The 22,481-nt window shown below is 58.4% G+C and carries 23 protein-coding genes and 2 pseudogenes; 15 read left to right on the forward strand and 10 right to left on the reverse strand.

Annotation, left to right across the window (positions count from 1 at the left end):
* The 3 genes from ACP2AU_RS05165 to ACP2AU_RS05175 are packed head-to-tail and all read right to left on the reverse strand — an operon-like array spanning nt 1 to nt 3,448.
* A complete protein-coding gene (locus ACP2AU_RS05165; RefSeq protein WP_426375033.1) occupies nt 1-1,656 on the reverse strand; it encodes a phytoene desaturase family protein in 1,656 nt (551 codons plus the stop codon).
* Nucleotides 1,635-2,126 (reverse strand): DUF6231 family protein, encoded by a 492-nt coding sequence (locus tag ACP2AU_RS05170; protein WP_426375034.1) that lies wholly within the window; start codon nt 2,124-2,126, stop codon nt 1,635-1,637. The genes ACP2AU_RS05165 and ACP2AU_RS05170 overlap by 22 nt, the downstream gene beginning before the upstream one ends.
* A complete protein-coding gene (locus ACP2AU_RS05175) occupies nt 2,123-3,448 on the reverse strand; it encodes a DASH family cryptochrome (protein WP_426375035.1) in 1,326 nt (441 codons plus the stop codon). The genes ACP2AU_RS05170 and ACP2AU_RS05175 overlap by 4 nt, the downstream gene beginning before the upstream one ends.
* Nucleotides 3,449-3,636: 188 nt before the next feature.
* On the opposite strand from ACP2AU_RS05175, the pseudogene ACP2AU_RS05180 reads away from it, so the two are divergent.
* Nucleotides 3,637-4,371, forward strand: a pseudogene (locus tag ACP2AU_RS05180) (PAS domain-containing protein); the annotation flags it as partial.
* A 156-nt stretch (nt 4,372-4,527) separates the two neighbouring features.
* Nucleotides 4,528-4,908 (forward strand): annotated as a pseudogene (locus ACP2AU_RS05185) (methyl-accepting chemotaxis protein); the annotation flags it as partial.
* 62 nt (nt 4,909-4,970) lie between these two features.
* Here ACP2AU_RS05185 and ACP2AU_RS05190 read toward each other — a convergent pair.
* The 3 genes from ACP2AU_RS05190 to ACP2AU_RS05200 form a co-directional block, all read right to left on the reverse strand.
* Nucleotides 4,971-5,996: a peptidoglycan -binding protein gene (locus ACP2AU_RS05190; protein ID WP_426375036.1), complete on the reverse strand. Its 1,026-nt coding sequence runs from the start codon at nt 5,994-5,996 to the stop codon at nt 4,971-4,973.
* Complete coding sequence (locus tag ACP2AU_RS05195) at nt 5,993-6,721, reverse strand: MotA/TolQ/ExbB proton channel family protein (protein ID WP_426375037.1); 729 nt, start codon at nt 6,719-6,721, stop codon at nt 5,993-5,995. Before ACP2AU_RS05195 ends, ACP2AU_RS05190 begins: the two co-directional genes overlap by 4 nt.
* A 188-nt stretch (nt 6,722-6,909) precedes the next feature.
* Nucleotides 6,910-7,593, reverse strand: coding sequence for a type 1 glutamine amidotransferase domain-containing protein (locus ACP2AU_RS05200; RefSeq protein ID WP_426375038.1), 684 nt, complete (start codon nt 7,591-7,593; stop codon nt 6,910-6,912).
* Between the two features lie 213 nt (nt 7,594-7,806).
* Between ACP2AU_RS05200 and ACP2AU_RS05205 the strand changes: the two genes are divergently transcribed.
* A complete protein-coding gene (locus tag ACP2AU_RS05205) occupies nt 7,807-8,490 on the forward strand; it encodes a cytochrome b/b6 domain-containing protein (protein ID WP_426375039.1) in 684 nt (227 codons plus the stop codon).
* A gap of 10 nt (nt 8,491-8,500) precedes the next feature.
* Here ACP2AU_RS05205 and ACP2AU_RS05210 read toward each other — a convergent pair whose 3' ends face one another.
* A complete protein-coding gene (locus ACP2AU_RS05210; protein WP_426375040.1) occupies nt 8,501-8,962 on the reverse strand; it encodes a c-type cytochrome in 462 nt (153 codons plus the stop codon).
* Between the two features lie 157 nt (nt 8,963-9,119).
* Between ACP2AU_RS05210 and ACP2AU_RS05215 the strand changes: the two genes are divergently transcribed.
* Together ACP2AU_RS05215 and ACP2AU_RS05220 are read left to right on the forward strand one after the other, a co-directional pair.
* Nucleotides 9,120-9,545 (forward strand): hotdog fold thioesterase, encoded by a 426-nt coding sequence (locus tag ACP2AU_RS05215; RefSeq protein ID WP_426375041.1) that lies wholly within the window; start codon nt 9,120-9,122, stop codon nt 9,543-9,545.
* Between the two features lie 172 nt (nt 9,546-9,717).
* A complete protein-coding gene (locus ACP2AU_RS05220) occupies nt 9,718-10,518 on the forward strand; it encodes a substrate-binding periplasmic protein (RefSeq protein WP_426375042.1) in 801 nt (266 codons plus the stop codon).
* Here the strand turns inward: ACP2AU_RS05220 and ACP2AU_RS05225 are convergent, their stop codons facing one another.
* A complete protein-coding gene (locus ACP2AU_RS05225; RefSeq protein ID WP_426375043.1) occupies nt 10,519-11,481 on the reverse strand; it encodes a diguanylate cyclase in 963 nt (320 codons plus the stop codon). It abuts the gene before it with no gap.
* 147 nt (nt 11,482-11,628) lie between these two features.
* Between ACP2AU_RS05225 and ACP2AU_RS05230 the strand changes: the two genes are divergently transcribed.
* Nucleotides 11,629-12,087, forward strand: a complete 459-nt coding sequence (locus ACP2AU_RS05230; RefSeq protein ID WP_426375044.1) for a YchJ family protein — start codon at nt 11,629-11,631, stop codon at nt 12,085-12,087.
* Nucleotides 12,088-12,095: 8 nt separating this feature from the next.
* Here the strand turns inward: ACP2AU_RS05230 and ACP2AU_RS05235 are convergent, their stop codons facing one another.
* Nucleotides 12,096-12,476, reverse strand: coding sequence for a rhodanese-like domain-containing protein (locus ACP2AU_RS05235; protein WP_426375045.1), 381 nt, complete (start codon nt 12,474-12,476; stop codon nt 12,096-12,098).
* A 144-nt stretch (nt 12,477-12,620) separates the two neighbouring features.
* Here ACP2AU_RS05235 and rarD point away from each other — a divergent pair, with 144 nt between their 5' ends.
* Together rarD and ACP2AU_RS05245 are read left to right on the forward strand one after the other, a co-directional pair.
* Nucleotides 12,621-13,520 (forward strand): EamA family transporter RarD, encoded by a 900-nt coding sequence (gene rarD, locus ACP2AU_RS05240; protein ID WP_426375046.1) that lies wholly within the window; start codon nt 12,621-12,623, stop codon nt 13,518-13,520.
* Nucleotides 13,517-13,735 (forward strand): DUF3565 domain-containing protein, encoded by a 219-nt coding sequence (locus tag ACP2AU_RS05245; RefSeq protein ID WP_426375047.1) that lies wholly within the window; start codon nt 13,517-13,519, stop codon nt 13,733-13,735. The genes rarD and ACP2AU_RS05245 overlap by 4 nt, the downstream gene beginning before the upstream one ends.
* A gap of 16 nt (nt 13,736-13,751) precedes the next feature.
* On the opposite strand, the gene ACP2AU_RS05250 is transcribed toward ACP2AU_RS05245, so the two are convergent.
* The gene (locus ACP2AU_RS05250; RefSeq protein ID WP_426375048.1) at nt 13,752-14,633 is read right to left on the reverse strand and encodes a LysR family transcriptional regulator; all 882 of its coding nucleotides are present in this window, start codon (nt 14,631-14,633) and stop codon (nt 13,752-13,754) included.
* Between the two features lie 93 nt (nt 14,634-14,726).
* Between ACP2AU_RS05250 and ACP2AU_RS05255 the strand changes: the two genes are divergently transcribed.
* The 7 genes from ACP2AU_RS05255 (at nt 14,727) to ACP2AU_RS05285 (ending at nt 22,479) form a co-directional block, all read left to right on the forward strand.
* Nucleotides 14,727-15,500, forward strand: a complete 774-nt coding sequence (locus ACP2AU_RS05255) for a cation diffusion facilitator family transporter (protein WP_426375049.1) — start codon at nt 14,727-14,729, stop codon at nt 15,498-15,500.
* A 221-nt stretch (nt 15,501-15,721) separates the two neighbouring features.
* A complete protein-coding gene (locus ACP2AU_RS05260) occupies nt 15,722-17,398 on the forward strand; it encodes a methyl-accepting chemotaxis protein (protein ID WP_426375050.1) in 1,677 nt (558 codons plus the stop codon).
* Between the two features lie 104 nt (nt 17,399-17,502).
* Nucleotides 17,503-18,573: a TRAP transporter substrate-binding protein gene (locus tag ACP2AU_RS05265; protein ID WP_426375051.1), complete on the forward strand. Its 1,071-nt coding sequence runs from the start codon at nt 17,503-17,505 to the stop codon at nt 18,571-18,573.
* Between the two features lie 130 nt (nt 18,574-18,703).
* Nucleotides 18,704-19,825, forward strand: a complete 1,122-nt coding sequence (gene potA / locus ACP2AU_RS05270) for a spermidine/putrescine ABC transporter ATP-binding protein PotA (protein ID WP_426375052.1) — start codon at nt 18,704-18,706, stop codon at nt 19,823-19,825.
* On the forward strand, nt 19,818-20,675 hold the full coding sequence (gene potB, locus ACP2AU_RS05275; RefSeq protein ID WP_426375053.1) for a spermidine/putrescine ABC transporter permease PotB: 858 nt from the start codon (nt 19,818-19,820) through the stop codon (nt 20,673-20,675). The genes potA and potB overlap by 8 nt, the downstream gene beginning before the upstream one ends.
* The gene (gene potC / locus ACP2AU_RS05280; protein ID WP_426375054.1) at nt 20,672-21,442 is read left to right on the forward strand and encodes a spermidine/putrescine ABC transporter permease PotC; all 771 of its coding nucleotides are present in this window, start codon (nt 20,672-20,674) and stop codon (nt 21,440-21,442) included. Before potB ends, potC begins: the two co-directional genes overlap by 4 nt.
* A complete protein-coding gene (locus tag ACP2AU_RS05285; RefSeq protein ID WP_426375056.1) occupies nt 21,439-22,479 on the forward strand; it encodes an extracellular solute-binding protein in 1,041 nt (346 codons plus the stop codon). The genes potC and ACP2AU_RS05285 overlap by 4 nt, the downstream gene beginning before the upstream one ends.
* Nucleotides 22,480-22,481 lie beyond the last annotated feature (2 nt).

Genomic DNA, 22,481 nt, shown 5'->3' on the forward strand with positions numbered 1-22,481 from the left:
CTAGCCTACAAAAATCTGCTTCGCCAGGCCCGCGCCCCGAAGTCCGCGAATCGACAACGTGGTGATCAGCCCGCCGATCATGGCCCCCACCACGCCACAGGTCAGGATATCCTGGCCTGTCAGGTACAGGCCGGGGAGATCGGTCTTGGGTTTCAGCCAGCGCTGTTCAAACCGCTCGGGCGTGTGGTCCAGGCCATAGAGTTCGCCCTGTTCATAACGGCAGAACCAGGCCGTCGACAGCGGCGTGGAGGTTTCCACATAGTCTACTTTATCTCGAAGTTGGGGCAGTTTTTCGTACAGGATCTCCATCAGTTGCTCGGTGATGCCTGCTTTTAGCGCGTCATACTCCTCACCTCGCTTGCCCCAGGTAGAGCCTTGCCAGGGTTTGAACATCTCCCAGGTGGTGGGGGCGACGATTTCGATGGTGGAGGTGCCGGGCCAGCGGTTCTGGTAATCCGGGTCTTTGGCGGCGGGGAAAGAGATGTACACCACCGGGAACGGTTCAGACTCCGGGTTCTCGAGAAAACGTGCCACGTTGCCGTCGTGGTCGGCGCTGGGGTAAATCCAGAAATTGGTGCGTGGCAGGCCCAGTTCTTCGGGCGTGCCTTTCAGGCCAATATACAGGCCGATGTGCGGCATCGAGGGCGTGATGTGTTCCCGGTTACGGGGATAGCCGAGCTTCTGAGCCTCGGTCTCCGGTAACAGCCGCTCAAAGGTGTTAATCACACCGGCGTTGCTGACCACCAGAGGGGCCCGGATGTCGTGCCCGTCGGCCATGCGCACACCCACTACCTTGCCTTTCTCGACCAGAATTTCATGCACGTCGGCATAAGTGAGCACATCACCGCCGCCGGCCTGCACCACCGGGATGATGGTTTTGGCGATTTCCGAGGCGCCACCAACGGGATAAAACCCCCCGTACACATAGTGCTTGGCAATCAGCGCGTGCACCATGAAGCTGGATTGTTTCGGGGTCACGCCGCAGTCACCCCACTGGCCGGTGATGGCGCCGATCAGCTCTTCGTTGTCGGTGAGTTCCCGCAGAACCTCGTAGGTGGGGCGGTTAAAGCAGTCTGGCAGCACCGTTTTCAGGCCTCTGGACACCAGGGGCCCGGCCAGCGCGGGCGAGAGCTTGGACAAGGTGTACCACTGCATACCGTCGGCGACCTTGCCGAGCAGGGCCAGGTAGCGGTCGATAGCGTCCTGTTCCTCCGGGAACGCCGCCAGCAGCGAGTGCCGCAGGCCCTCCCTGCCGGCCCGGAGGTTGACGACCTTGTCGCCAAGGAAGAAGCGGTCGTAGTTCTCGTCCATCGGCGCCCATTCAAGCTTGCCGTCGGTAATATAGTCAAAGAGCCGGCGCCCGAGGGTATGGCTGGCACCCATGTCGCCGATGTAGTGCACCCCCACATCCCATTCGTAGCCGTTTCGGGCGTAGCTGTGTGTGTAACCGCCGGCGGTGTAGTGCTGCTCCAGCACCAGGACTTTATAGCCGGCTTTCGACAGGCAGGCGGCCGTGGTCAGGCCGCCAATGCCGGAACCGATGATGACGGCATCGTAAGGGCCGTTTAGCCGATTGGCCCGGTATCGGGTGCCGATTCGAATGGTGCTTGGTTTCAGTGCTTTGTTGGGTTTGTTTACCACCACGCTTTTCCCCACATTTCCGGATTGGCCCAGTTATCAGGATTGTTCCAGGCTCGTTTGTGATTGTAAGTATCCAGATTGTAGGTGTAGAGCGTAAGTGCGCCGTTCTCGCTTTCGAGCTCTGCGTGGCGGGTAAACCCCAGGGCGATGAAATCGGTGAAGTTCCAGTGGTTATCCCGGGGCACGAGTGCGGCAATACGATGCGTGCCGTAATTGCGCAGATGCCCCAACAGGTGCTCGCCCACACTACGGGGATGGTGTTCCAGGGTGTCGGTAACGATCGCCAGATCGGGGGGCGATGACAACGGCAGGCCGGCCTCCGGGTTTGCCGGGTCGAGACTGACCAAAGGCGCTGTGGCGGACTGCTGATGCCAGCGGCGGCCTACCTGCTCCGCGGTTGCGCCGCAACACAGGAGTGAGTGCGGCTGGCTGGCGTCGAGAATTCGGGCCAGCACTTTTTCGGCCGGGCTTTTGGGCGTCGTCATAGAATGGGCCAGTCTGCTGCGTCCACGGTATGCAGGCCAACCGGTTGTGGGGCCTCGCCCCGCCATTGTTGCACGAAGACACCGTCCGGGTCGTATTGCTGCGCCTGTTTGTCGAGATTGAACTGGCGCAAGCCCAGCGGATCGGCACCCACGCCGGCCAGGTATTGCCAGTTGCCGTAGTTACTGGCGACATCGTAATCCACCAGCTGCTGCTCGAACCAGGCGGCGCCGTAGCGCCAGTCCAGCTCCAGTTCATTCACCAGGCAGCTGGCAACCAGCTGGCGTGCCCGATTGCTGATGTAACCGGTTTGGCGCAGCTGATTCACGGCCGCATTGACGATGGGGTACTGGGTATTGCCTTCACACCAGGCCTTGAAACGATGGCCGTAGAAGGTTACCGGCCGGCGCTTGCGCTGCACGCCGTCGCGCCGGAACAGCAGGCTGCCGTGCCGGAACGCATACCAGAGGAAGTATTCACGCCAGAGCAATTCGAACCACAGCCAGTAAGTGGATTCATTGCGGGTGTGTTCCCGCTCGTACTGTTCGATGGCGGCGGCCACTTCCCGGGCCGACAGGCTGCCGTTCGCCAGCCAGGGAGAGAATTTCGAGGACGAGCCCCAGTCGTCCAAAGCGTTTCGGGTTTGCTTGTACGTGGCAATCCGGTGTTGCTCGAAGATGAAGGTGTTCAGTTGTGCGAGGGCGGCTTCCTCGCCTCCGGTGAAGGCCGTTGGCTGGCCTGGCTCGGGGATGGCCGGGCACTCGCCGCGGTTGTCGTCCGCGAAACCTGGCGGTGGCGGCAGGGCGCTGACGGTACGGATTCTCAGCGCGTCTCCGGACGGTTGCTCCTGTTTTTCCACCTGTTTCCGGAATTTCGAAAAGGTATCAGGCAGGTCGCCCAGCGCCATCGGAAGCTGGCCTTCCGTATACAGTCCCAGGGTCTCAAATTCCTGGAATGACACGCCCGGCAACTGCTCTCTTAGTGCGTGCCATTGCCGGGCTTCATCGGTTCCGGGCAGGCGGGAGCGGATGATGCGCTGGATGCCATGGGCCCGGGCCAGGGCCGGCAGAACCGTTTCAGGGTCGCCCCAGGCAATGTGCAGGCGCTGGCCCATCGTGCGCAACTGGCGTTCCAGCGCCACCAGACTCTGCCACAGGAAACGCCATCGATGCTGGCCCATGGGGCGACACTGCCACTGATGTTGGGTAAACCAGCGCGGATCGACAACGAAAACGCAGAGCAGAATATCGGAGCGGGCCGCAGCCAGCAGTGCGGCGTTATCGTGCAGCCGAAGATCACGGGTAAACCAGTAAAGTGTATGCAACGTATACACCTCGCGTTCCAGGAAGTGAGTTATCGGCAATACGGTTTTTGACGGGAAAAGGATCTAAAAACCGGATACAGAAAAACCATCTGGTGCCGATAACTGAATACCACAAAACAGGATGTCAGTGGTCCTTACCATTCAAGAGTTAATTGACGATGTTCCTGACCCCAAGGAAAAAGCAAGAAATGGCTGAATGCCAGGCCCGTGCTGCCCAGCATGAAGCCAGGATCAACGGCATCCGCAATGCTGTAGCCAGTATCGAGTTCACCATCGACGGCGTTATCCTGGAGGTAAACGATCTGTTCCTGGAGGTCATGGGTTACCGTCGGGATGAACTGATGGGTAAAACCCACGGCCTGTTCTGCGATCCCGGGGTGGCGAACTCATCCGACTATCGACAGTTCTGGGCGTCGCTGCGTGCGGGCGAGGCGCGCACGGATACGTTTTCCAGGCGGCGCAAGGATGGCCAGCGTATTTGGCTGCAGGCCACTTATTTCCCGATCAAGGGGGAAGACGGTCGCGTGCACCGGGTGATGAAAATTGCCTCCGATGTGACCGCGCAGCAGCAACGCTTGCGTGAGCAACAAGCAGTCTTCAATTCCATTGACCGGTCCATGGCGATTATCGAATTCAAGCCGGATGGCACCATCATCAGTGCCAATGATAATTTTCTGGCTGTCATGGGGTATCGGTCAAACGAGTTGGTGGGCAAGCATCACCGGATATTTTGCGATGCCGATTTCCAGCGGGAGAATCCGGATTTCTGGCAGGCCCTCGCCAATGGCCAGTATCGCAGCGGCCGGTTTCGGCGCCTGAAGTCAGACGGCAACGACCTCTGGCTGGAGGCAAGCTACAACCCGATTCTGGACGACAACGGTGAGGTGATAAAGGTCATCAAGTTTGCCAGTGATATTACCGAACGGGTGGAGCAGGCTCTGCAGACTCAGGACGCAGCAGCCGTTGCTTCATCCACGGCCACCCAGACCGCCAACATCGTGGGTAAGGCCGACGAGGCGCTGCAGCAGTCCAAAGTGACAGCGGAGCGCATTGAGGCCGGCGTGGATAAAGCGCGGGCTTTGATTGCCGACCTTAACGAACGCTCCCAGAGCATTGAGAAGATGGTGGACACCATTGCCGGCGTTGCCGACCAGACCAACCTGCTGGCCCTGAACGCCGCCATTGAGGCCGCCCGGGCCGGTGAGCACGGTCGTGGATTTGCGGTGGTGGCGGACGAGGTACGAAAGCTGGCAGCGACCACCGGTTCGGCCACAGACGAAATTGCCGATGTGATTCATACCATTCTCGAGTTATCGGGGGGTGTCGAGAACCAGATTGCCGAAGTCCTCGATGTAGCAGTGGATGGTCGCCGGCAATCCGAGGCGGCAGGAGCCGTGATTGCCGAAATCCGGGACGGTGCCCGGGCGGTATTGGCGGCCATTGATGACATCGGAAAGTAAGTCTGGCGGAATGACTTCGTGCCGGAGTTAGTCGGGTGCGCAGCCTTGTGCCGCACACCCCCTCAACGATCGGTCAGTTTCAGCTCAATTCGCCGGTTGCGCTGCAGGGCTTCCGGCGACGTTCCCTCTGCCACCGGGAAAAACTCGCCGAAGCCGGCTGCCGCCATACGCCGTTCCGGCACCCCCCGGTCAGCCAGATAGCGAACCACCGCAACCGCGCGGGCGGTTGAGAGCTCCCAGTTCGAGGGGAATCTTGGGGTATTAATCGGCAGGATATCCGTGTGGCCATCAATCCTCAGGATCCAGTCAACGTCCTCTGGAATCTTTGCAGAGACATCCAGCAGCAGTTCGGCAAGCTTGTCGAGCTCCTGCCGGCCTTCCTCGCCCAGGTCTGCCGAGGCGGACGCAAACAACAGTTCTGACGGCAGCAGGAAGCGGTCGCCGACAATGCGGACGTTCTCATTGCCGGCCAGAATATCCCGCAGCCGGGCAAAGAATTCTGACTGGTACTGTTCCAGCTGGTTGACCCGCTCGGCCAGCAGGGTGTTGAGCCGTCGGCTGACCTGCTCCAGCTCCTGTTCCTTGTTGGCGGTCATCTGTTCCTGGAGCTCCAGCGCCGAGGCAATCTGCCTGAGCTGTTCCCGCAATGAAGCAATCTGGTTGGAGAGCCTCAGAATCATCGCCTGCTGGCTGGCCGACACATCGTCTTTCTCGTCAATCGATTCCTCCATGCTGGCCAGTCGCTCCGACTGGGCCTCGGCCATGGCGGTTTGCCGCATCAGTTGTTCCCGGGTGGATTCCAGCTGACCGACCAGGCTGTTGTTCCGCTCCTGAACGCTGGTCAGCTGGTCTTCCAGTGCCTCGCTTCGGCTCTCTTCCAGGCCCAGCAGCTCCGAGAGCTCGTTCAACTGGGCATTGAGTCGGGTGAGCTGGGTGTCCCGGTCAGAGAGCGTCTGTGACAGGTAGAGCTGGCTGACCACGTAAACCAGCAGCATGAAGATCACCAGCATCAGCAACGCTGAAAGGGCATCCACGTAGCCCGGCCAGACGTTGGTGGTGCTTCGGCTTCGACGCCTGGAACCGATCATGACAGGTCTTGCTCGTCGTCTATCCGGTCTACGAGATTGGTCACGCCCGTCAGCCACTCTTCAAGGCCGTCGTAGAAACGGTTCTGGGCATGGCCGGCCTGGATATCGAGAAAACCAAGGATCAGTGAGCCGCCCAGGCCCAGCAGGGAAGAGCTGAAGGCCGTGCCCATTCCCTCCAGAGGTGTGAGCAGCCCCTCCTGAAGCTCCGCAAATACCTTGCCGAAGTCTTCCTGGCTCATGTCCAGGCCGGTGATGACCGCGCCGACCGAATTGATGGTGCCCAGCAGGCCCCAGAAGGTGCCGAGCAGCCCCAGGAATACGAGTAAGCTGATGAAGTAGCGGGTAATTTCCCTCTGTTCATCCATGCGGGAATGAATGCCATCAAGGACGGTTCTCAGGGATAAGGTAGACAGCGTGAACCGGTCTTTCGTGGCATTCTCGCCGAGTTGTCTTGCCAGCGGCTTCAGCAATTGCGGTTCCTGAACCACGGAAAGTCCGGCATGGCCGGTTCTGAACTGGGCGATCCACTTCAATTCCGGAAACAGCACGAACACCTGCCGGTAGGTCAGGGTGATGCCGACGATCAGAACCCCGAGAATCAGCAGATTGAAAACCCAGTTGGCCATAAAAGCCGACATCAGGGGCTTGTGGATCAGGGCGCCGACGATGACGACCACGCCGAGGAACAGCGTCATCCAGAAAAGAGTGTGCTTGGGATTGCTCATAGCGATGGCCAGCTTTTTGAGATGTTCCTCAAAACGTTAGCACAGATATGAAAAGCTGTTGGCGACCATAACTGAACTTTAACCGCAGGGCGTTATCGCTGGCGAGCCTGACAATGAACGGGCGGGTAAGAAAAAGGCCGGATGCAATGCTCATCCGGCCTCGTGGTGTGCCTGTGATCTTTGTCGGATCAGGCCTCTTGCAAGGCTTGCACAACGGCCTTCGCCGCCCCCTCGGAAGAGGCCGGGTTTTGCCCGGTAATCAGCTTGCCGTCCACCACGATGTGCGGTGCCCAGTCGTCACCGCGGGTATAGGTGGCGGTGTTTTCCTTCAACATATCTTCCAGTAGGAAAGGTACCACACCGCTGAGGCCCACGGCTTCTTCCTCGCTGTTCGTGAAGCCGGTGACTTCCCGGCCGCCCACGATATTCTGGCCAGGTTTTACCTCTACGTTCTTGAACACGGCAGGTGCGTGACATACGGCACCGATCACCTTGTCCTGCTCGTAGGCGGTCTTGATCAGGGCGATGGATTTTTCGTTGTTCACCAGGTCCCACAGGGGGCCGTGGCCACCAGGGTAGAAGATGGCGTCATACTGGTTCATGTCGACATCGGCCAGTTTCTTGGTGCTGGCCAGCATTTCCCGCGCGTGGGCGTCTTCGGAAAAACGCCGGGTGGAGTCGGTCAGGGCGTCTTCGGTCTCACTGTTTGGATCAACCGGTGGTTGGCCGCCTTTCGGCGTTGCCAGCGTGATATCTGCACCGGCATCTTTGAATACGTAAAACGGCGCGGTGAACTCTTCCAGCCAGAAACCGGTTTTGTGGCCAGTGTCGCCCATTTGGTCATGGGACGTTAATACCATCAAGATTTTCATACCTGTCGACCCTCCTGTCGGGAGTCCGGGTGTGTTTCTGTGATTACACTCAACGAGGTTGTGCTGATCACGTGAATTTCAACCGTCAATACGCGATCCACAAGGTTACGGATGCCTTCGGGTCGCTCAGACGGTATATTCAGGCGCGATGGAACTTAGGGTGCTTACGTTGGTCTGTGATCGTTTGACAGGTTTCAAGGCAAGGGAATTGATATGCGTACAATCCGGTTGTGGGATTTGCCCACCCGTTGTTTCCACTGGCTGCTGGTACTTGCCGTTGTCGGTTCGGTAGCGACAGTCAAGCTTGGCGCCGGGTGGATGGCCTGGCACGAGCGTTTCGGGCTGGCGGTGGTGGGGTTGCTGGTGTTTCGTCTGGTCTGGGGCTTTGTCGGTTCGACCTACGCCCGTTTCGCGCAGTTTGTCCGCGGCCCTAGAGCTTTGATGGGCTATCTGTCGGGGCAGTGGCAAGGGGTGGGGCACAACCCGCTGGGGGCTTTGTCGGTGTTGGCTATGGTTGCCCTGTTCGGGTTTCAGGCGGCTTCCGGTCTGTTTGCCAATGATGATATCGCGTTCAATGGCCCGCTCTACCCGCTGGTTTCCTCTGGCTGGAGCGATACGTTAAGCAGCTGGCATCGTCTGACAGAGTGGGGGTTGTATGCCGTGGTTGGTCTTCATGTTGCGGCCGTGCTTTTTTACACCCATGTGCGCAAAGACAACCTGATTCGCCCCATGATCAACGGGCGCAAGCAGGTCCGGGATGGCAGTGGAACCGATGCCCGGGGTGGCGGCTGGTTCGCTTTTCTTGTCGCGCTCGGAGTTGCAATCGCCGCGGTCTGGGTGGCGAGCGGTGGCCTGGTGCCACCGCCGCCTCCACCGCCACAAAACCTGGGCTGGTAATGGCCCCGGGTTATTCGGCGCGGAAATTGTCGTGACAGGCTTTGCAGGTTTCGCCGACCTTGGCAAACTGGCGCGCGATTGCGGCCTTGTCGCCGCCCGCAGCCAGTTCCTGAAGCGTATTGGCTTCGCGTACAAAGTTGACCGCAACTTCCTGAACCTTCATCGGTTCCTCGAAGAACTCCGGTTTCAGGCGGGTGTTTTCGGCCCGGTCGTTGGCGCTGTCGCGGCTGTACAGCACGCTCATGCCGGAGTTGGCGACCGCGGCAATGGCGTTGGCGGCGGCTGCCACCTGCTTCTGGTCAAACTGAACGGAGCCTTCAACGGCCTGAGCCTTGATTTTACCCATGTTCCAGGCCGCAAACTGGTAGGCTGACTGGCGGGTTTCTATCTGGTCTTCCACGCTCATCTGGGCGACAGCAGGCGATGAGATTGCAGCAGCGAGCAGCCCGGTGGCAAGAAAACGAATATTCATAACAGGTCCCTCTCTTTGGTTGTTTGGTTGATCGTGTTGGTCTGACAGGCCAGTGTGCGTCAAAACCTCAAAAAGGCATGGTTATGAGTATGCTACCTGTATAGACTCATGCCTGACAGTTATAAGAGACGAAAGTTCAATCTGGAGAATTTGCACGATGTCTATCTGGACGGTTACGCCCAACCTGGAACAAATGGCCGAGGCGAGCAAGAATACGGCAGTCAGCCACATGGGGATCGAGTATCTGGAGCTCGGGGATGATTATGTGCGAGGACGTATGCCGGTGGATGAGCGTACCGTGCAGCCGTTCGGTATCTTGCATGGCGGCTCCTCGGTATTGCTGGCGGAAACCCTGGGCAGCATGGCCGCCAACTGCTGTCTGCGGGACAAAAACACGGTCGCCGTGGGGCTGGATATCAACGCCAATCACATTCGCCCGGTAACCGGTGGCTGGGTTTATGGCACGGCAAAGGCCATCCATCTCGGTAGTGCCACGCAAGTCTGGGAGATACGTCTGGAAAATGAGCAGGGCAAACTGACCTGTATCTCGCGCCTGACCATGGCCGTGACCAAACGCCGGTAACTTTGTTCCGGGCGATCACTCGTCTGAACGGTGTTAGTTTGATAAATATCAACGTTTTGCGCACCCACGGCCAGGCTACACTGCTATACTCCCATTAGTTGTTTTCATAAACTTTTGTCAGAGTCACTCAGCCGAAATGGGGTCTGGGTGCGCAAGATTGCGGGGGTTCTTGTTGTCCAGGTCGCGAACGCTGTTTTATGCCATTCTGCTGTTCGGGTTTCAGGCGTCCGCCGTACTTGCTAATTCCGGTAGCCGTTGTGACACACTGGTGGTCAGTGGCAACCCCGAGTACCCGCCTTTGTTGTGGCCCATGAGTGAATCGCCTGATCAGCTCACGGGGGCTGTCCCCCGCTTTCTCCAGGAAGTGGTTGAGCCTTTGGGCATTCAGGTGGACGTGCGCAATATCGGTTCCTGGGCTCGGGTGCAGCGTCTTGCCGAGCTGGGTGAGACTGATCTGGTGGCCGGCGCATTCATTACCTCCGAGCGAATCGGCTACATGGATTATGTGCTGCCGCCGATGACGCATCTGGACACCAATGTCTGGGTCCGGAAAAGCCAGGTCTTCGAGTACCGGCACTGGCCCGATCTCAGGGGCAAAAAGGGCAGCACCCTGATCAATAACAGCTTTGGCCAGCGGTTTGACCGGTACGCCGCGGATCAACTGGACATCCTGGGTGTCCGCTCCATCCGGCAGTCGTATCTGATGGCCGAAATCGGGCGTGTTGACTACGTGCTTTACGAGTTGTTGCAAGGCCAGGTCAAGCTCAGGAAATACGGGTTGGCTGACACCTTCGTAGCCCTGGAACCACCCATCAGCAGGGAGGGGCTGTTTTTTGCTTTTCCCAAACGTTCCAAGTGCAATACGGAGCGCCTTAGAGAAGCCTTCGCCGACAATCTGTTCCGGTTAAAGGAACAGGGCCGCCTGCAGGAGCTGATCGATATCTACGCTGACCAGTACCTTGAGGCTCAGTGACTACCCGGCCGCGTCCAGAGAAATTCTGGATCGGCCTTCACTTTTGGATCGGTACATGGCTGTGTCGGCCCGGGACATCAGATCTTCCAGTTTGGTGTCCCTTGGCAACAGAGCGCTGATGCCGAAACTGGCGGAGGGCGAGACCGTGTCATCGCCAGCGTTTACAGACGCCGATGGCATCAGGGAATGCAGTCGCTTTGCCAGTTCCTCGGCCAGCTCTGGCCTGGTGTCGGGCAGCAGTATTGCGAACTCTTCACCGCCGATGCGGGCCACGATATCGCAGTCACGAATCCGGGCTTTCATCAGGGCCGCGACCCGTTCCAGAACGGCATCACCGATCTGATGACCGTAGCGGTCGTTGATTTGCTTGAAATGATCAAGATCCAGCATGATCAGTGTCAGTGGGTGCCCGTGCCGCTGCGCCCGGCGAAACAGCTGCAGGCCAAATTCGAAGAAGGCGCGGCGATTGTGTAACCCGGTGAGAGGATCTTCCATAGCCGCAGCCTGCGCCCGCTCGTTGGCTTCCCGCAGGTCCAGCTCTGCCTGTTTGCGATCAGAGATATCGGTGGCAATCTCGAGCCGGACCAGCCGCCCATCGGTCCAGCGAATGGCCTGATCCCGGCACTGGTACCAGCGCTGGTCCAGCGGATTCTGGAATTCCCATACGTGGGGGGCAGTGGGGTTTTGGTTGGCATCAACCAGCAGGTGATTTGTACAAAAATCGCATGGTTTTTCGCTGTTCTGAAGTACCTGCCAGCATTTGCGGTTGTTGATCGCGCCCCATATTCGTCGGCCGTACGCGTTCATATACAGGAGGTCGTGGGTCTCAAGGTCGGACACATAGACAAGCGCGTCGATGTTATCGAGCACGGCCTGCAGCCCTTCAGGGGGAGTCTCGTCTGCTGTCGAGGCCACCTGCTCCGGAAAAGCGGGCAAATTGATCGACGGTATGCCGGATTTCATGGGAATGTCGCTGTCTGGTTATTATTGGGTCTGGTTGACGTGTCACCCGTGTTTTACGCCACCGTGCGAAAAAGGTTTCACGAAGCCGTAAATTCTTATGGCGTCTGCCGAGAAAAGAATGATACCGCAACAGAGGCAAAATCCAGTATGAGTGAGTTTGACCCCGATAACCAGTGTTACTGCGGTTCCGGAAAACCATACAACGCCTGCTGTCAGCCGTTTCATGGCGGGGCCGCGGCACCGACGCCGGAAACGTTGATGCGTTCCCGTTTCAGCGCGTTTGTGCTGGCAGACAGCGACTACCTGCTCGCTACGTGGCATCCGGATACCCGGCCTCCGGCACTGGATCTGTCGGGTTCTCCGGCCTGGGTGTCACTGCAGGTGCTTTCGGCCAGCGCACGGGGCGATGCCGGCAAAGTACACTTCCGGGCACTGTATCGTGCGGGCAGTGGCTGGGGCTATCTCGAGGAAAATTCGGACTTCAGCCGTATTGAGGGGCGGTGGCTCTACCGTGAGGGTGAAACCACCGAAGGGATGCTGAAGCCCGGCCGTAACGATCGCTGCCCCTGCGGCAGCGGAAAAAAGTACAAGGCCTGCTGCCTGTGAATGGTCCGTTACTCGAATTTGGGCAGGTCTGGCTGGGCCACTTCCCTGCCGGCTTCCACCCAGGCATCGAAGCCGCCTTCAATGGATTTTACGTTGATGTACCCCATGTCTTTAAGAGCTCTGGCACTCAGGGCTGCACGGCCTGAAGTTTTGCAATAGAGAACGATATCCATCTGCCGGTTCTCCAGTGCCGGATCATTGGTGAATTTGAATTCCAGCATACCCCGCGAGATGTTCACGGCCCCGGGGATATGAGCGGCCCGGTATTCGTCGGCGTCCCGAACATCCAGCAACAGATCGGCGTTCCTGATCGCTGTTTCGGCGCTGGCAAGCGGTACTTCCTCAATGTGTTTTTTGGCTTCAGCCACAAGATCGTGGGCGGTTTTCATGATCGCTCTCCCTGAACAAAGGTGTGGTTTTTCAGAGTAAGGCATTTACCCCGGCCCCGTCATCTTCAGTGGCCTGTGACCAAGGCATTAGCGCGATCACAGTCCGGACTGTGATAGATTAGCGGGCTGGATGATGAGGAAGCTATGAAAGCATTGAGTGACACCTCCAAGGGTGTGGTTTACGGGCTTGCCGCCTATAGTCTGTGGGGGAGCTTCCCCCTGTATTTTGCTCTGTTCGAGGGAGTTCCTGCCTGGGAAGTGCTGATTCACCGGGTGATCTGGTCCTGCCTGTTTCTCGCGCTGGTGATATCGTTGCTGAAACGCTGGCCGCCTGTGGTCGCTGCGTTGCGACAGCCTCGCCGGCTGGGTTACGTTCTGGGGTGTGCGGTGTTTATCGCGCTGAACTGGGGCATTTATATTTACGCGGTGGAAACCCGCCACGTGCTGCAGGCCAGTCTCGGCTATTTTCTGACGCCGCTGGTGAATGTTGCCATGGGGTTGCTGGTGCTCGGTGAGCGTATTTCCCGGCTCCAGGCGGTCGCCGTGGGGCTGGCGGCGATGGCGATTTTGTATCAGTTGCTCTTGCTGGGCGAGCTGCCCTGGATCACCCTGGTGCTGGCTTTCAGTTTTGGCACCTACGGGTTGATGCGCAAGAAAGTCGAGCTGGATGGTTTGTCCGGTTTGTTCGTCGAAACCCTTTTGCTTCTGCCGTTGGGTCTGCTGACGCTGGCCTGGCTGTCATCCAATGGGCTGTCGCACTTCTCGGATGATCTGGGTAGTGGTTTGCTGCTGGCGTCCAGTGGCATTGTCACGGCGATACCGCTGCTGGCGTTTGCCGGTGCCGCCCGCCGTTTAACGCTCTCGACGGTCGGTTTTCTCATGTACATCAATCCCACCATCCAGTTCCTGATTGCCCTGTATGTGTTCGAAGAGCCCCTGAGCCAGGCGAAGTTGTTAAGCTTCGTGGCCATCTGGCTGGCGCTGGGAATCTACTCCTGGTCGGCGTGGGTTGGTCGGCCCAGAGCAGAAAAAGGTGTTCAATGAAGCAATCGATCACCGGTTATCATCAGGACCATGAGCAACACTGGGTGGCGCAACTGGCCTGCGGTCACAACCAGCACGTGCGCCATGATCCGCCGTGGATCAACCGCCCCTGGGTAGTCACCGCCAGTGGGCGGCAGTCCATGCTGGGGTTCGAGCTCGATTGCAAGAAATGCGACACCGGCGATCCGGCGGACGACCGCCCCACTGGTGCTTAAAACGCTCTTTGGCCCGTTAAGCCAGAGTTTCCAGATAGCGTTCCAGTTCGTTGGCAAGCCAGCCCACCACGGCGCCGCCCTGCGCCTGTTCGGCTTCCAGTGCGCTGAACACCTTCCACCAGCGGGCGCTGCGGTGATGAATGGTTTTCAGCTGTTCCTTTCTTAACGCTTCGGCAATCAGCGGCAGGGGCAAGTCCGCCCAGCCGGCGCCATCAATCACGGCATCCATGATCAGTTCGTACTGGGTGAACGCCAGATAATTTGCCGTTTCCGGAGATTCGGCCACCAGCTGCGCATCCTGCATATACGCCAGGGTAATCTCGGTATGGCTGACCAGATCGTCCTGGGTGACCCGTTTCAGCTGGCTGAGCGGGTGGTCGGGGGCGGCTACGGTCAGCATCCGGACATCGGCCAGTTCCCGGAACCACTGGTACCCCTCGTTCAGCTGTTCGGGCATCAGCCCGTACGCCACATCAACCGCCTGGCTGCCTACCAACGGCGGTAACTCCCGGGGCGAGGCCAGATACACCGACAGGCTGGTCTGGGGAAAACGTTGTTTCAGACGCCGCAGAATACCCCTCCAGATATCCTCCGGAATGGCATCGTCCCGGGCTATGCGCAATACCGATTCAGCGCCGCTCAGGTGATGCTGGCACCGTGCCTGTATCTGCCCGGCCACCTGGTCGAAGCGCCGGCAATCGGTGAGGATGGATTGGCCGATGGCCGTCAGATGCAACTGATTGCCGCTGCGTTCGAAGAGTTCCACCCCCAGCTCGTCTTCCAGGGAAGCCAGCACCGTACTCACCGTTGTGCGGCTGCGATGAAGCTCCCGGGCGGCGGCGGCAACGCTGCCATGGCGCACCACGGCAAGAAATATTTTGATCTGGGAAGTTTTCACGAGGCTCCTGCTGCGCCGGATTTTCCGTCGCTCAGCGACTCACGCCGTCTGGGCAAAGTCGATAATATGGCCGGCAATTCTCAGGAGGTCAAAATGTTTACTTCTCTGGCGCGGGAAAATCTGGCGCTGACGTTATCTGCTGCCGGTGCCGGCCTGTTTGCGATTGCCGGTATCGCCTGGGGCCTTTGGGCCGATTCCCTGGTGATTCTTTTCGACGGCGCCTATTCCCTGATCAGTCTCGGATTGTCGCTACTATCCCTCTACGCTGCCAGCCTGGTGCGCCGGCCCGCCAGCGAAGATTATCCCTACGGCATGGGCGCGGTGGAACCGCTGGTGATTGCGGTCAAGGGGCTTGTGATTGGTCTGGTTTGTGTGGTGTCTCTGGTGTCGGCCGTGGTGTCTCTGCTCCAGGGCGGTCGGCCGGTGGCGGCCGGTATGGCGACGGTTTTCGGTGCCGTGAACGTAGTGGGGTGTCTGGCGGTGTGGGGCTACCTGCGCTGGGCCAGCATTCGCAATGATTCCGGGCTGGTCAGGGCAGAGCAGCGCCAGTGGTTGATGGATAGTGCTCTGAGTGCCGCGGTGATGATCGGATTCGCCATCGCCTGGGGGCTGGAACACAGCGAATGGTCAGAGTTTGCAGTGTACGCAGACCCGGTGATGATGCTGTTGATCTCGTTCTACTTTATGACGGTACCGGTAAAAATGGTGATGGAGTCGGTGCGTGAGCTTCTGCTGGCCGCGCCCAGGGATGAGGCACTGGAGGATATCCAGGAAACGCTTGCGCACATGGGGCTGAATCCCGATCAGGTGAAAGTGGCCAAGCTGGGCCCTAACCTGCTTCTGGGCGCCCGGATGATTCGCATCTGAAATACATCACTAACGCCAAACTTTAGTCGGATATCCGCTCAAGTCGTTTCCATTGTGGTCGATAAGTAGTTTAACGTATCGGGCTTGTTGTGGCGGGTTTGTTGACACACTGCCATATCCCGGCTGCAACACCCGCCCAGGGCGTCTTCATTCCTCGACGGCGCCGTTCTGTGATTTTTGCGAGCTATCGATCTAACGACTGTTACACCGGAGTAGTAACCATGGCCTTTATGAGCAATCTGACGATCAGGACTCGACTCTTGTTGGGCGTTCTGGTGCCGGTTCTGATTACGGCGGGCACCATTGCCTGGATTACGGCAAGCCAGATAAAAGCAAACGGCGAAGCTGAATTGGAGAGGCTGGAGCAGGGGTTACTTGATGCCCGCAAGGAAGGGCTGAAAAACCTGGTGGAAGTAGCCAAGGATGTGGTTCTGGATGCCAAGAATAATTCCGGATTGTCGGGGGAGGCCGCCAAGGAAGAAGCCAAGAAGCGGCTCAGGGAGATTCGCTTTGGTGGTGGCAACTACGTCTTTGCCTACACCCGGGACCGCTACAATCTCGCGTACGCTCCGGATCCGTCGATTGAAGGGCCGGTGTCCAACCGCAATCAACTGAAGTTACTCGACGGCTTGTTCGGGGCGGCTGAAAAGGACGGTTTTTTCGGCTACGAGTGGCCGAACCCCAAATCGGGTGATGTAGAGCCCAAGGTATCGTTCACCACCCTTATTCCCGGTTGGGACTGGATGATTGGTGCCGGTGTCTACGTGACGGACATCGAGAAAGTCGTGGCAGCAACCAAGAACGACATCGACGATGCCATGGCAGAGGCGATGGGGTTCATTCTTCTGGTGACCATCATTGTTGTGGTGGCGGCTCTGGTAATCGGGCTGTTTATTGGCCGGACGGTGACAGTCCCATTGAACAACGTCAGCAGCATGATGCGAGAGATTGCCGATGGTGAGGGCGACCTGCGCCAGCGCTTGCCGGAAGACGGTAAAGACGAGCTGTCGGTTCTGGGCCGTCGATTCAATCATTTTGTCATCAAGATCCAGAACACCATCCGCGAAGTGGGCTCCACCACCGATCAGGTTGCCTCGGCTGCGGAAGAACTCAGCCGGGTTGCCAATGAAACCCGCCAGTCGGTGCAGGAGCAGGGCTCGGAAACCGATCAGATTGCCTCGGCTATCAACGAAATGGCGGCGACCATCCAGCAGATTTCCGGGAACGCCAACGAAGTGGAAGGGGCGGCCTCGGATGCAGACCGCATGGCCAAAGAAGGCGGTGAGACGATCAACAGCGCTCAGGGGGCAGTCAATCAGCTGACCCAGGAAATGGACCAGACCGCGAGCAGCATTAATGCTCTGGCCGAGAAATCGAACGACATTCAGCAGGTGCTGGATGTGATTCACGCGGTGACCGAGCAGACCAACCTACTGGCCCTGAACGCGGCTATCGAGGCGGCACGGGCCGGCGAGCACGGCCGGGGTTTCTCGGTGGTGGCGGATGAAGTGCGACAGTTGGCCAAGCGTTCGGCGGAATCCGCGGACCAGATCCGGGAGATGATCGATGGTTTTGTGACCGAGTCCAAGGCGTCGGTGGAGCGAATGAATAACTCCCGCCGGAGTTCCGAGGCGACGGTTGAGCGTATCAATCATGCCACCACGGCCCTGAACACCATCGTGACTTCCGTGACCCAGATTCACGATCAGGTCACGCAGATTGCCACTGCGGCGGAACAGCAAAGCCAGGTGGCGGAAGAGATTAACCAGAACGTGGTGCGCATTGTCGATGCCGCCCAGCGCAGTGACACCGGCGTAACCCAGACCAACGAGGCCAGCCACGAACTGGCGCGGCTGGGCGAGCATCTGCGTGAGCTGATAGGCCAGTTCAAGATCTGATTCACGCGGACCCTAAAGCCGGCCCCGCCACATTGGCGCGGCCGGCTTTCCGCTTTATGATGATCCGCATATGCCCATAATCGATAACAATGGAAGTCCACACTATGACTTTGCGTAAGACGTTTTTTGCAGCGGTTGGCGCTGTCGCCCTGCTGGCAAGCCCGGCTGCCATGTCGAAAGACACCTATACCCTGCGCCTGGCCGAGACCTGGGGCCCGAATTCCGGCTTGTTGGGGGATGCCCCCCGCAACATGGCGGCCATGGCCGAGGAGATGTCCGGTGGTCGTCTGAGAATCCGGATCGATTCCTCAAACAAGCACAAGGCGCCATTCGGTATTTTCGACATGGTTCGCAACGGCCAGTACGACATGGGTCACACCGCCTCGTATTACTACAAAGGCACCATCCCCAATGCCATGTATTTCACCACCGTACCCTTTGGCATGATTGCGCCGGAGATGTATGCCTGGTTCTATCACGGCGAAGGCATGGAGCTGATGCAGAAGGTTTACGAGCCGTTTGGTTTGCTGTCGTTTCCCGGCGGCAATACCGCCAACCAGATGGGTGGCTGGTTCCGGAAAGAGATCAATTCCCTGGATGATCTGAAAGGCCTGAAGATGCGCACCCCGGGCTTTGCCGGCGAGGTTATGTCGGAAGTCGGCGTGGCGGTCACCAACCTGCCGCCGGGCGAACTGTATACCGCGCTTGAGCGCAACACCATCGACGCCGTGGAGTGGGTCGGTCCGGCGCTGGATCTGCAGATGGGCTTCCACCAGATTGCCAAGTACTACTATTCCGGCTGGCAGGAGCCCAATGCGGAAGTGCAGTTTCTGATCAATCAGAAAACCTGGGAGGAGCTGCCGGACGATCTGCAGGCCATTCTGCGGGTGTCCATGCGCACCGCGGCCTACGATATGTATATCCAGAGCACGCACGAAAGTGGTGTGGCCTGGGAAAAGATGAAGCAGGAATACCCGGATGTGACGCACAAGGTGTTTCCGCCGGAAGTCATCGAGGCCCTGCGTGAAACCACCAATCGCCTGCTTGATGAGTTTGCGGCAGAAGACGAACTGGCCCGGGAAATTATCACCTCACAGCGGGATTATCTGCAGCAGGTCCGGCCCTGGACCAATATCTCCGATAAGGCCTATCTGGACAGCGTTGCGGACCAGTAAGCCTGCCGCGTAACTGGATAGCCGGTTAAGGCTGCAAAACAGAAGGGGCGGGGTAGGGAATATCCCCACGCCCCTTTTTGTTTGCCTCTGTTTCTGGAAAAATACGCCGCTCAAACTTTGGGCAGGGCCGATGAAACAGACACTGCTATCTCTCAGCAATCTCTCCAAACAGTTCGACGGCAAAAAAGTGCTGGATTCTCTGGATCTGGACATTTTTGACGGCGAATTTATTACCCTCCTGGGCCCGTCTGGCTGCGGGAAAACCACGCTGCTGCGGATGATGGCCGGTTTCGAGCATCCCGACGACGGCACCATTGCCCTTGGAAACCAGGACCTGACCTACACGCCGCCAGAGCAACGGCCCCTGAATACGGTTTTCCAGAACTACGCGTTGTTTCCCCATATGTCGGTATTCGACAACGTCGCCTATGGCCTGAAAATGGAAAAACGGCCGAAACCGGAAATTCGTGAGCGGGTGGACGAGGCACTGGCGATGGTGCAGCTGGAAGACTTCGCCCGCCGCAAGCCGCATCAGCTGTCCGGCGGCCAGCAGCAGCGGGTGGCCATTGCCCGGGCGGTGGTCAAGCGCCCGAAGGTGCTGTTGCTGGATGAGCCGTTGTCGGCGCTGGATTACAAGTTGCGGCGCACCATGCAGGTGGAACTCAAGCGTCTGCAACGGGAGTTGGGCATCACCTTTGTGTTTGTCACCCACGATCAGGAAGAAGCCTTGTCGATGTCTGACCGGGTGGTGGTGCTCAAAGACGGCCTTATCCAGCAACTGGGCACGCCGCGGGAAGTGTATGAGCGCCCGGCCAACCTGTTTACCGCACGGTTTGTGGGTGAAACCAACTTTTTCCCGGGCCGGGTGGAACAGGCGATCAGCGAGGACACCATTTCGGTGAACGTGTTCGGCCTGAAGCGCCGGTTCCGTAAACCGGATTTTCCGGTCTCGCCTGGCCAGCCACTGCACGTGCTGCTGCGCCCGGAAGACATCCGGGTATTGGCCCCGGAGGACGACGAAGGGGTGGCGGGGAAAATCATCGAGCGGAACTACAAGGGCAGTACCCTGGATTCGGTGATCCATCTGGAAGATGGTACCGAGGTTCTGGCGTCGGAATTCTTTGATGAAGACGACCCTACCTTCGATTACCGTCTCGGAGAGCCGGTAAAAGTCAGTTGGGTGGATGGCTGGGAGTGGCTGTTACCCACCGAAACCGAAGATCGTCCAGAGGAAGCCGGCACCGATGCGTAGCCTGACACAGCAGCCGTTTCGTACGGCGGTTCTGGTGCTGGTGTGGGGCTGGTTGCTGTTTCTGGTACTGACGCCTAACCTGCTCGTGGTCGGTGCCAGCGTGATGACCCGGGACCCGGGCTCCTTCATCTCGCTGCCGCTGACCCTCGATGCTTACCGGCAACTGCTGAATCCGCTGTACCTGGAAGTGTTCCTGCATTCCCTGTACATGGCCGCGATGACGACGCTGGTTTGCTTGCTGATCGGGTACCCGTTTGCCTGGGCGCTGTCCAAGGTCGGCAAACGTAATCAGGTGCTGCTGATTTTTCTGCTGATCGTGCCGTTCTGGACCAATTCCCTGGTGCGCACCTACGCCCTGAAGCTCATTCTGGCCACCAATGGCCTGCTCAATAATGCCCTGATGGGGCTGGGCATTACCGATGAGCCCCTGCAACTGCTGTATACCGAGGGGGCCGTGATTATTGGCCTGGTGTATCTGCTGCTGCCGTTCATGATTTTGCCACTGTATTCGGTGTTCGAAGACCTGCGCGAGGATTATCTGAGAGCCTCCCACGATCTTGGAGCGGGCCGTTTCTCCACGTTCGTGCACGTGATTGTCCCGCTCACGCTGCCGGGTGTGCTGGCCGGCATCATGCTGGTACTGTTGCCGGCCATGGGCTTGTTCTTTGTGCCGGATATTCTCGGCGGCTCCCGTAATTTGCTGGTGGGCAACGTCATCAAGAACCAGTTTCTCGATGCCCGCAACTGGCCCTTTGGTGCCGCCGCCAGCATCCTGCTGACCCTGGCCATGGCGTTCCTGATGTTCGCCCACCGCCTGAGTAAAAGGCGGATCGGGGAGGACGGTGTATGAATCGCTGGCTGCCACGCACCTACCTCACCCTGGTGTATCTGCTGCTGTACGTGCCCATCGTGGTGCTGGTGGTGTTTTCCTTCAACGATTCCCGCACCGGCTACGAATGGGGCGGCCTGAGCCTGCGCTGGTACGAGGCCCTTTTTAACAACCGGGCCATGGTGCAGGCCATGTGGAACTCCCTGTGGCTGGCGTTGTCTGCGGCCACGGTCTCTACCCTGATCGGTGCGCTCACCGCGCTGGCTCTGCACCGTTACCGGTTCCGGGGTAAGAAGGTCCTTAACGGTATGTTGTTTGTGGTGATGATGTCGCCGGAAATCGTGCTGGCGATTTCGCTGCTGGCGTTGTTTCTGCTGGTGGGCCTGAAACTGGGATATGTATCGCTATTGCTGGCTCACGTGACCTTTTGCCTGCCTTTTGTGGTCATCACCGTGATGGCGCGCCTCAGCGGCTTTGACGAACGCTTGCCGGAGGCCGCCCGAGATCTGGGCGCCAACGATTTCACCATGACCCGCACGGTGCTGATTCCGGTGATCATGCCGGCGTTGCTCGCCGGCTGGTTGCTGGGTTTTACCCTGTCACTGGACGATGTGGTGGTAAGCACTTTCGTCAGTGGCCCCAGTTATGAAATTCTGCCGTTGCGCATCTACTCTATGGTGCGGGTGGGCCTGAAACCTGAAGTGAATGCCCTGGGCACCCTGCTACTGGTATTCTCCCTGGTCATGCTGATTTTGTCTCAATGGATACTGTTAAGGAGCAAACGATGAAGAAACTGGTACTGGCCGGCCTGCTGGCGGCAGGCCTGACGGGCTGCAGCGGGTCTGAAGAACCCCAGGTTCTGAACCTGTACAACTGGTCTGAGTATATGCCTCAGGAAGTCATGGACCGGTTCACTGAAGAAACCGGTATCCCGGTGGTGTACACCACCTACGATAGTAATGAGGCCATGTATGCCCGGCTGAAACTGCTCGACGAGAGTGCAGCCTATGACCTGGCGGTACCGTCTACTTATTACGTGAGCAAGATGCGTCAGGAAAACCTGCTGATGCCGATTGACCGGAGCAAGATCGAGGGTTTTGATAACCTCGACCCGGAGCTGGTGAATCTGGACATCGACCCCGAGAACGAATACAGCGTGCCTTACCTCTGGGGCACCACGGGGCTGGCCGTGGATACGGCCGATGTAGACGGCGAAGTCACTGGCTGGGAAGACTTGTGGGACGAGCGCTTTGAAGGCCGGGTGATGCTGACCAACGATATGCGCGAAGTGTTTCACGTGGGGCTGAGAGTCCTCGGCTACTCTGGAAACAGTACGAATCCTGAGGAAATCGAGGAAGCCTACGAAAAGCTGACCGAACTGATGCCATCGGTTCGCACTTTCAACTCGGATGCGCCGAGAATGCCGTATCTGGAAGGTGAAACGGACATCGGCATGATCTGGAACGGTGAAGCGGTGATGGGGCGCGATACCCTGGATTCACTGGAATACGTGTATCCGGAAGAGGGTATTATCGCCTGGCTGGACAGCTTCGTGATTCCCAAAAATGCCAAGAATCCGGAGGCGGCTCACAAGTTCATCAGTTTTGTGCTGCAGCCAGAGATTTCAGCGCTGATCAGTGAGGAAATCGGCTATGCCACCCCGAATCTGGCGGCTCGCGAGCTGCTGGATGAGTCGGTAGCCAGCGATCGGGCCAGTTACCCGAACGCCACCGATATGCTCAACGCCGAGTTCCAGACCGACATTGGCGATGAGGCCTTGCAGGTTTACGCCAAGTACTGGGAAATGCTCAAGTCCGGCCAGTAAAC

This window comes from Marinobacter sp. VGCF2001 (assembly GCF_049943275.1).
In the GTDB taxonomy this organism is placed as follows: Bacteria; Pseudomonadota; Gammaproteobacteria; order Pseudomonadales; family Oleiphilaceae; genus Marinobacter.